General features: G+C 67.8%; 9 protein-coding genes and 1 pseudogene. 7 read left to right on the top strand and 3 right to left on the bottom strand.

Features of this window, described 5'->3' with window-relative positions:
* Positions 1 to 696: TonB-dependent receptor (locus DBR34_RS24095; protein WP_258224144.1), on the top strand; the 696-nt coding region annotated here is incomplete at its 5' end.
* Between the two features lie 379 nt (positions 697 to 1075).
* Positions 1076 to 1702 (top strand): LysE family translocator, encoded by a 627-nt coding sequence (locus DBR34_RS19375; RefSeq protein WP_128097989.1) that lies wholly within the window; start codon positions 1076 to 1078, stop codon positions 1700 to 1702.
* A 25-nt stretch (positions 1703 to 1727) separates the two neighbouring features.
* On the opposite strand, the gene DBR34_RS19370 is transcribed toward DBR34_RS19375, so the two are convergent.
* On the bottom strand, positions 1728 to 2294 hold the full coding sequence (locus tag DBR34_RS19370; protein ID WP_258224143.1) for a TetR family transcriptional regulator: 567 nt from the start codon (positions 2292 to 2294) through the stop codon (positions 1728 to 1730).
* A gap of 198 nt (positions 2295 to 2492) precedes the next feature.
* On the opposite strand from DBR34_RS19370, the gene DBR34_RS19365 reads away from it, so the two are divergent.
* Together DBR34_RS19365 and DBR34_RS19360 are read left to right on the top strand one after the other, a co-directional pair.
* The gene (locus DBR34_RS19365; RefSeq protein WP_128097987.1) at positions 2493 to 3149 is read left to right on the top strand and encodes a class I SAM-dependent methyltransferase; all 657 of its coding nucleotides are present in this window, start codon (positions 2493 to 2495) and stop codon (positions 3147 to 3149) included.
* A 26-nt stretch (positions 3150 to 3175) separates the two neighbouring features.
* Positions 3176 to 4042 carry an SDR family oxidoreductase gene (locus DBR34_RS19360; RefSeq protein WP_128097986.1) on the top strand — a complete coding sequence of 289 codons (867 nt, stop codon included), beginning with the start codon at positions 3176 to 3178 and terminating at the stop codon, positions 4040 to 4042.
* Positions 4043 to 4177: 135 nt separating this feature from the next.
* On the opposite strand, the gene fhuE is transcribed toward DBR34_RS19360, so the two are convergent.
* Positions 4178 to 6355 carry a ferric-rhodotorulic acid/ferric-coprogen receptor FhuE gene (gene fhuE, locus DBR34_RS19355; RefSeq protein ID WP_128097985.1) on the bottom strand — a complete coding sequence of 726 codons (2178 nt, stop codon included), beginning with the start codon at positions 6353 to 6355 and terminating at the stop codon, positions 4178 to 4180.
* Positions 6356 to 6680: 325 nt separating this feature from the next.
* Between fhuE and DBR34_RS19350 the strand changes: the two genes are divergently transcribed.
* On the top strand, positions 6681 to 7160 hold the full coding sequence (locus DBR34_RS19350; protein WP_128097984.1) for a VOC family protein: 480 nt from the start codon (positions 6681 to 6683) through the stop codon (positions 7158 to 7160).
* An 84-nt stretch (positions 7161 to 7244) separates the two neighbouring features.
* A complete protein-coding gene (locus tag DBR34_RS19345) occupies positions 7245 to 7709 on the top strand; it encodes a LuxR family transcriptional regulator (RefSeq protein WP_181394083.1) in 465 nt (154 codons plus the stop codon).
* Positions 7710 to 7753: 44 nt separating this feature from the next.
* Here the strand turns inward: DBR34_RS19345 and DBR34_RS19340 are convergent, their stop codons facing one another.
* Positions 7754 to 8224 carry an Lrp/AsnC family transcriptional regulator gene (locus tag DBR34_RS19340; protein WP_128097982.1) on the bottom strand — a complete coding sequence of 157 codons (471 nt, stop codon included), beginning with the start codon at positions 8222 to 8224 and terminating at the stop codon, positions 7754 to 7756.
* 73 nt (positions 8225 to 8297) lie between these two features.
* Between DBR34_RS19340 and DBR34_RS24090 the strand changes: the two are divergent.
* A pseudogene (locus tag DBR34_RS24090) lies at positions 8298 to 8512 on the top strand (EamA family transporter); the annotation flags it as partial.

The raw sequence follows: 8512 nt of genomic DNA, 5'->3' as shown, positions 1-8512 counted from the left end.
GAAGTGACGTTCTACCGCCACACCATCGAAGGCGCCATCCAGGCCATCAACGCGCAGACCCAGCTGGACCTGTGCGTGGAGACCCTGGATCCGGTCTACTGCGATGGCATCAGCCGCGCCTCCACCGGTGCGGTGAGCAGCTTCAACAACCGCCTGACCAACCTGGGGTCGATCAAGACCGATGGCTGGGACGTGGACCTGTTCTGGACGTTCCCGCAGAGCGACATCGGCCAGTTCAAGCTGGGCTGGCAGAACACCTTCGTGGGCCGCTATGAAGCGCTGGGTGCGGCGGGCCAGCGGCAGCCGCAGAAGCCCGGCGTGGAAGTGGCCGACAGTTCCATTCCGGAGTGGACCAGCAACGCGACGCTGAGCTGGGCGCTGGCCAACTGGAGCGCGTCGTGGACCGTGCGGCACATCTCCGAGCTGACCGAGGACTGCGGCGACGCGGTGGCCTTCCCGGTGTGCAGCAACCAGCTGGAGGGCACCAACACGCTGGACGCCACCACCTTCCATGACCTGCAGGTGGGCTACAAGGTGGACTGGATGAAGGGCCTGCAGCTCAGCGCCGGCTTGAACAACGTGTTCGACAAGGATCCGCCGATCTGCCTGTCGTGCTCGCTGAACGGGTACGACGCGTCGACCTACGACATCCCGCGTGGCCGTTACTGGTACCTGCGCGCGGACCTGCGCTTCTGATCCAGCGCTGACCCACCGACCACGGTCCGGCACCCGGGCCGTGGCCGGTGGCACCCCGTAGAGCCGGGCTCTGCCCGGCTGTCCATGCGGGCGGTAGCCGGGCAGAGCCCGGCGCTACGTTGCTGGCCGTACCAATCGCGTGGCGGGCGGTAGCCGGGCAGAGCCCGGCTCTACGTTACTGGCCGTACCGATCGCGTGGCGGGCGGTAGCCGGGCAGAGCCCGGCTCTACGTGGATGGCCGTGCCCATCGCGGCCGGGCGGACAATTCTGTTGCGCGTGCCGGCCATTGTGTGGGGCTGGACGGCCGCTGGCGGTGGCGTCAGGCATCATGGGCAGCCGGGCACAGCCCGGCGTCATTCCCCTTCAGAACGTAGTTGCCATGAACCTGCATACCTGGTGGATCTTCGCCGTCACCGTGTTCGTCCTGTGCGGCACGCCGGGCCCGAACATGCTGCATGTGATGACCCGCAGCGTGCGCGTGGGGTTCCGCCGCAGCATCGCCGCCATGGCCGGGTGCCTGAGTGCGCTGGTGCTGGCCCTGTCGATTTCCGCCGCCGGGCTGGGCGCGGTGCTCAAGGCCTCACCGATGGTGTTCGACGTGCTGCGCTATGCCGGCGTGGCCTATCTGGTCTACCTGGGCATCAAGGCCTGGCGCGGCGGCGATGCGCCGATCGATGTGGGCAGCACCGCGGCGATCGCACCCAGCAAGCGCCGCATCCTGTTCCGCGATGGGTTCATCATCGGCATCAGCAACCCGAAGCTGCTGCTGTTCGCGTCGGCGTTCCTGCCGCAGTTCGTCGACCTGACCCAGCCGCAGCTCCCGCAGTTCGTCATCCTGGTAGGCACCTTCGCGCTGATGGAAATGTTCTGGTACGCGGTGTATGCCGCCGGCGGACGTGGCCTGGCCGGCTACCTGGCGCGACCGGGCCTGCGCAGGGTATTCGACCGCGTGGTCGGCACCATCTTCATCGGTTTCGGGCTGGCGCTGCTGCGCGCCCGGCCGTGATGCCCGCGCCGGCCAGCGGCCGGCATTACGCGCGGCAGCCGAGTACGCGCAGGTAGGCACAGAACATGTCGGCCATGGCGGCGGCGTAGGCATCGATCGCTGCCGCCGAAGGGCCGGTCAGCGAGAACTGCTTTCCCACCGTGCTCAGTGTCGTGCCGATCAGATCCACGGCCACGCGGCGGGTATCGGGGCTGGCGTCGGGAAGGGCATCGCACATGAACGCGGCGAAGCTCGCCTGCCCGCTGGCCCGGGCCTGCCGGGTTTCGGGCGCATCGCGGTAGAGCGGGGCGGCGTCGCTCAAGGCCACGCGCATCTGTGCTTCTTCGCACTCGGAAAGGACGAAGGCGTGCACCAGGCGGCGCAGCCGCTGCAGCGGCGGAATGGCGGCATCCTCCAGCGTCCTGCGCAGCACATCGCCGGTCTGCGCCCATTCCTCGGTCTGCAGGCGGAACAGGATGGCGGCCTTGTTCGGAAAGTACTGGTACAGCGAACCGATGCTCACTCCGGCCCGTTCGGCCACCCGCGCGGTGGTGAAACGCGCCGCGCCCTGCTGGGCCAGAACCTGAGCAGCCGCCTGCAGAATCACCGCCACCAAGGCGTTCGAGCGTTCTTGGCGGGGTTGCTTTCGTGAGGAAATCCGCGGGGTTGCAGGGTCTTTCATGGGCGCCTCAGGGAGTGCCGGGAATGCGAATAGTGGCGATCGTGGATCGGTCGTATTCTGGAAATGCGACGAATCACTCGCATTCTAGGTGGCGCACCTCCTGCGCTCAACCGCCCTCACAGGACCCCCATGAACACCCTTCTCAGCTCTCCCCTTGCGCCCCTGCTGGCGCGTTTGTTCGATGCCGCCGAAGCGGCCACCGCCCCGGCCCTGGCCGACATGTCCGCCAGCGAACGCGACCGCCTGCTGCACAGCCGCACCGAGTACCTGACGCTGTATACCCGGCTCAAAGACCTGTGGCTGCCGGTTTCGCGCGAGACCGGCACGCTGCTGTACATGCTGGTGCGCAGCAGCGGTGCGCGCGCCATCGTGGAATTCGGCACCTCGTTCGGCATCTCCACCCTGCACCTGGCCGCTGCGCTGCGCGATAACGGCGGCGGGCAGTTGATCAGCAGCGAGTTCGAGCCGGGCAAGGTGCAGCGCGCCCGCGCCCATCTTGCCGAGGCCGGCCTGGACGACCTGGTCGAGATCCGCCAGGGCGATGCGCTGCAGACCTTAAGCGATGACCTGCCTGGCGCCATCAACCTGGTCCTGCTGGACGGTGCCAAGGCGCTGTATGCCGACATTCTGGACCTGCTTGAAGACCGCCTCGCCCCCGGCGCGTTGATCGTGGCCGACAACGCCGACGATGCGCCGGATTACCTGGCCCGTGTGCGCGCACCGGGCAGTGGCTACCTGTCGGTGGCCGTGGGCGACGACGTCGAACTGTCGATGCGCCTGGCCTGACTTCTCTCGCTACAAGGAAATCCGACATGCATGTCTTCGTTACCGGTGCGACCGGCTGGGTCGGCTCGGCGGTGGTCCATGAACTGCTCGCCGCGGGCCACCGCGTTACCGGGCAGGCCCGCAGCCCGGACAAGGCCGCTGCGCTGCGCGGCCTGGGCGCGGGCGTCGTCCAGGCCACGCTGCAGGACCTGGATACGCTGCGCGATGCGGCGGCCGCCGCCGACGCGGTGGTGCACACCGCGTTCGATCATGACTTCGCCCACTTCATCGCGCACTGTGCGCAGGACCAGCGCGTGATCCAGGCACTGGGCGATGCATTGCGCGGTACCCGGCGCCCGCTGCTGGTCACCTCCGGCCTGCTCGGCGTGCGCCGCGGCGGCAACGAGACCGACCTGCCCGATCCCGCCTCACCGCGCAGGTCCGAACCTGCCGCACGCGCCCTGGCCGACGCCGGCATCTGCGCGGCCACCGTGCGCCTGCCACCGTCGGTGCACGGGCTGGGGGAGCACGGCTTCGTGCCGATCCTGATCGAACTGGCACGCCGGACCGGTGTGTCGGCCTATCTGGACGAGGGCCAGAACTGCTGGTCCGGCGTGCACCGGCACGACGCGGCGCGGGTGTACCGGTACGCGCTGGAGCAGGGCGCAGGCGTGCCGGTGTACCACGCCATCGCCGATGAAGCGGTGCCGTTCAAGCAGATCGCCGAGGTCATCGGGAAACACCTGAAGCTGCCGGTGGCCTCGCGCGGTGCCGAACACTTCGGCTGGTTCGCGCGGATGGCGGGCGCGGACATGGCCGCGTCCAGCGCAGCCACGCGTGCCCTGCTGGGGTGGGCACCGGTGGGACCGGAGTTGATCGCCGACCTGGACCAGCCGGGGTATTACGCCCGTTGAGGGGGTCACCGCACCCAACCGGCAGAGCCACGCCATGCGTGGCTGCACACCCATCACCCATCGCGCATCGTGCAAAACGCAGAACGCCGGGCAATGCCCGGCGCTCTGTGCTGCCACCTCGCAGCCAATGACAGGTCAGAAAGACCAGTTGAAGGTGATCGAGCCGTTGCGGCCGTCGCCGTAGGCACCGTAGCCGTTGATCTGCGAGAAGTACTTTTTGTCCAGCAGGTTGTTGAGGTTTGCCTGCACGCTGAACTCGGGCGAGATGCGGTAGCGCACGAACGCGCTGACCAGTGCGTAGCCGTCCTGCTCGATGCGGCCGTACGCGGGCACCGGGTAGTAGATGCGGTTCTGCCAGTTGGCGCCGCCGCCCACGGTCAGCGCCGTCAGCGACTGCGGGGTGTAGCTGGTGAACAGCTTGATGGTCGTCTGCGGCAGGTTGGTGTTGATGTCCGCGTCGTTGATGTCCTTGGCCACGTAGCGGGAGGCACCGAAGGTGGCATTCCAGCCGGGGGCCAGTTCGCCGTTCACTTCAAACTCGACGCCCCGGCTGACCGTGCCGCGCGCGGCGACGTAGGCGGTCTCGCCGCCCGTTCCGCCCACCACCGGTTCGCCGGTGGACTGGCCCACGTTGTCCTGCTCGATACGGAACACGGCAAGCGAGGCATTCAAGCGGTCGTCGAACCATGCGCCCTTGACGCCCACTTCGTAGCTCTTGCCGTCCACCGGGTCCAGATAGCTGCCGTCGCGGCTCTTCAGCATCTGCGGCTGGAAGATCTCGGTGTAGGACGCATAGGTGGAGTAGGTGTCATTGATGTCGAACACCAGCCCGGCATACGGCGTGGTCACCTTGTGCGAGCGGTCGGCGTCTTCGCCTTCACTCTTCCAGTCGGTGTAGCGCGCGCCGATGATCAGCTTCAGCGGGTCGGCCAGCGACAGGCGGGTGGCGGCGTAGCCGGCCTTCTGGGTGATGGTGCCTCGGCTGGCCAGTGCAAGCGCATTCCAGTTCGGCTCGGCGATGTCGCCCGTCCAGTTCAGGTAGCTGGTGAAGGGATTCCACGGCAGGTTTGGGCCACCTACCTGGTAATCGCCGTAGTTGGCGTACTCGCGCTTGTTGTAGCTGAGGCCGGCCATGAACTGGTGCTCGCGGCCGAACAGCTGGAACGGACCGTCCACGAAACCATCGACCGCGTTGACCTTGCGCTCGGTGTTGTAGAAGCCGGCCGACGGCGAGATGCCGGCACCGGTGGTCTTGTCGAAGTTCGACGCGCCCGAGGTCCAGTCGTTGTAGGCCGGGTAGAACAGCTTGTCGTCGGCCTTGCTCTCGTCGTGGGTCGCGCCGATCTTGACCTTCCAGCCGTTGGCGAAGCCATGTTCCAGCGTGGCGAAGGCGCGCTTGCTGGTGGTGTCCCAGTAGGTCCAGTTCGGGCTGGCGTTGAACGATGCGTCGTAGCCGGTGGAGGTGCCGTCGGAGTACAGCATCGGGAAGCCACCCCAGGTGGCGCCGTTGGCACGCTTCTGCTGGTAGTCGTAGCCCACGCTCAACTGCGTGTCCGGCGTCAGGTCAGCATCGATCACCGCATAGCCCAGCGTCTTGTGCTGGTTGTAGCGGTCCATCTGCGCGTCGGTGTCCAGGTAGCTGCCGATCACGCGCGCGCGCACCGAGCCGCTGGCGTTCAGCGGGGTGGTCACGTCCACGGTGCTGCGGGTGCGGCCCCAGCTGCCCACGTTGACCGACACGGTGCCGGTGAGTTCAGCGCTATCGGCGTGCTTGCGGATCAGGTTCACCGACGCGGACGGGTTGCCGGCCCCGCTCAGCAGGCCGGTGGCGCCGCGCACCACTTCCACGCGGTCATACAGGGCCAGGTCCAGGCCGGAATCGCCGTAGCTCCAGTTCTGCACCATCTGCGTGGGCAGGCCATCGAACTGGTAGCTGTCGATGTAGAAGCCGCGGGCGTAGAACTCGGTGCGTTCGGTATCGGACTGGGTGCTGCTGACGCCGGTGGTGTTGGCCAGCACGTCGAGGATGTCGTCCAGGTTCTGATCTTCGATGCGCTGGTGGCTGATGATGCTCACCGACTGCGGGATTTCGCGCGGCGCCAGGTCGAAGCGGGTGCCGGCCGAGGTCTTGCGCACGGAGTAGCCTTCGGCGCGCTCGCCCTTGACCACGACCTTGTCCAGGGTGGTGGCGTCGGCAGGGGCGTCCTGTGCGAACGCGGGGGCAGCGGCCAGCGCGCACAGCGCAGCAAGCAGGGCCTGGGTCAGGCGGGCCTGCGGCAGCAGGCGGGGCAGCACAACGGAAGAACGGGTCATCGGCGGTTCCAGGGCGGCAGCACGCACATGGCCGACATCCTCGGTGGCCCGGCGCGCTGCAGTGGGTGGGGGTCAGTACGCGGCTGGCGGAGGCCTTGCAGGACAAGGCGCGGGCGCAGGCACTGATCGCCGCAGCGCCTCCCTGGCGCGGACGGGATAACGCCATGTTAATGCGAATCAGTCGTATCAGCAATTCGGACGGTTCTGCCGGGCCGCCCGCGGACAGCGCCCAAGGCCTTGCCACGCCTGGGTCCGGGCCGGCAGGGCAGCCGCTTAACATTCCCGGTCGTAGGCTGGCGGCACTTGATCGCTGCAGGAGACCGCCATGGTGGCCAGGAACACGATCTGCCTCTGGTTCGACGGCACCGCGCTGGACGCGGCCACGTTCTACGCCCAGACCTTCCCTGACAGTGCGGTCAACGCCGTGCACCATGCGCCCAGTGACTTTCCGTCGGGCAAGCAGGGCGACGTGCTGACCGTGGACTTCACCGTGGCCGGCATTCCGTGCATCGGTCTCAATGGCGGGCCCGCGTTCAAGCACAGCGAGGCGTTCTCCTTCCAGATCGCCACCGACGACCAGGCCGAGACGGACCGGCTGTGGAACGCCATCGTCGGCAACGGCGGCCAGGAAAGCGCCTGCGGCTGGTGCCGTGACAAATGGGGCCTGTCCTGGCAGATCACCCCGCGCGTGTTGACCGAGGCGGTCACCAGCGAGGATCCGGGCGTGGCCAGGCGCGCGTTCGAGGCGATGATGACCATGCGCAAGATCGATGTAGCGGCGATTGAAGCAGCCGTCCGGGGCTGACCTCGCCACCGTTGCCCCGTGCACGGCTCACCTGGTGCACTCACCCATGAAGGAGCTTCCATGAAGAGGATGTTCGCCGTCTGCCTGACCATGGCCGTACTGCAGGCCGCGCCGCTGGCGCTGTTTGCCGCCACGCCTGCCGCGTCTCCCCTGGCCGGGCGCTGGGCCATCGATGTCGCCACGCTGCCGATGCCGGCGGCCGACCGACCCAAGAGTGTGCTGCTGGAATTCAAGGATGCGGGCGCGGGCCGCTGGACCACCCGCGCCGAGATCGTCGATCCGAAGGGCGGAAAGATGACCGCCGACAGCACCCTGCCGCTGGATGGCACGCCCGGCCCGATCGCGGGCAACTACGGTGCCGACGTGGCCTCGCTCAGCATGCCCGCGCCGAACGTGCTGGTGATGCAACTGGTGGACCACGGCACGCCGGCGTCCACGCGCATCTACACCGTGGCCGGCGATGGCAACCGGATGACCGAGTCGAAGGCGTTCTTCAGCAAGGACGGCAAGCCGATCCTGATGACGATCCACTTCACGCGCGTGCCCTGAGGAGGCGGGTTGCCGGTGCACCCATCGAGGGCGCGCCGGCCGCCCTACAGCGGTACGTCCAGCCCGCGTTTCAACGTGCTCAGCGCCACCGCCGTGCGGTAGCGCTCGATGTTGTCGTCATTGCCGAACAGGCGCTCGCTGATGGCCTCGTACTCCTCCATGGAGGCGGCGGTGAGGATCAGCAGGAAGTCGGCGTCGCCGGTGATCGCATAGCACTGCTGCACGGCCGGGTCGTCCTGCACGCGGCGGCGGAACGGGGCCACACGATGCGGTTGTTCGCTGCTCACGCGCACCTCGACCATGATGGTCAGCGGGCGGCCGAGCCGGCTCTGGTCGAGCACGGCCACGTTGGCGCGGATGAAGCCGGCTTCCTGCAGGCGCTTGATCCGGCGCTGCACCGCCGGTGCGGACAGGTGCACGCTCTCGGCGATCTCACGCTGGGCGGTGGTGTTGTCGCGCTGCAGGATGGCCAGGATGGCGCGGTCGAATTCGTCGGGGGCGTACGCGGCGGTCATGGGTGAGTGAAACATGCAGGATGGCCCCTGCAATTGAGCATCTCCTTCGGCCGCTACGCAATATGCTGGCCGGATGTCGACCTCCCGCTACGCTTCGCTCATTCCCGTCCTGGCCGTGCTCGGCTCGGTCACCGCCCTGTCCGTGGGCACCTCCTACGCCAAGCAGCTGTTCCCGCTGATCGGCGCGCAGGGCACCAGCGCGTTGCGCGTGGGGTTTTCGGCGCTGGTGCTGCTGGCGGTGTTCCGGCCCTGGCGCTGGACCACCACGCGCGCCGACGCTGCGGCGAT

It is taken from the genome of Stenotrophomonas sp. HMWF003 (assembly GCF_003061285.1).
GTDB classification, from domain to species: Bacteria; Pseudomonadota; Gammaproteobacteria; order Xanthomonadales; family Xanthomonadaceae; genus Stenotrophomonas; species Stenotrophomonas maltophilia_AP.
The sequence above is the reverse complement of the archived record's forward strand: the minus strand, read 5'-3'. Positions and strand labels throughout refer to the sequence as shown.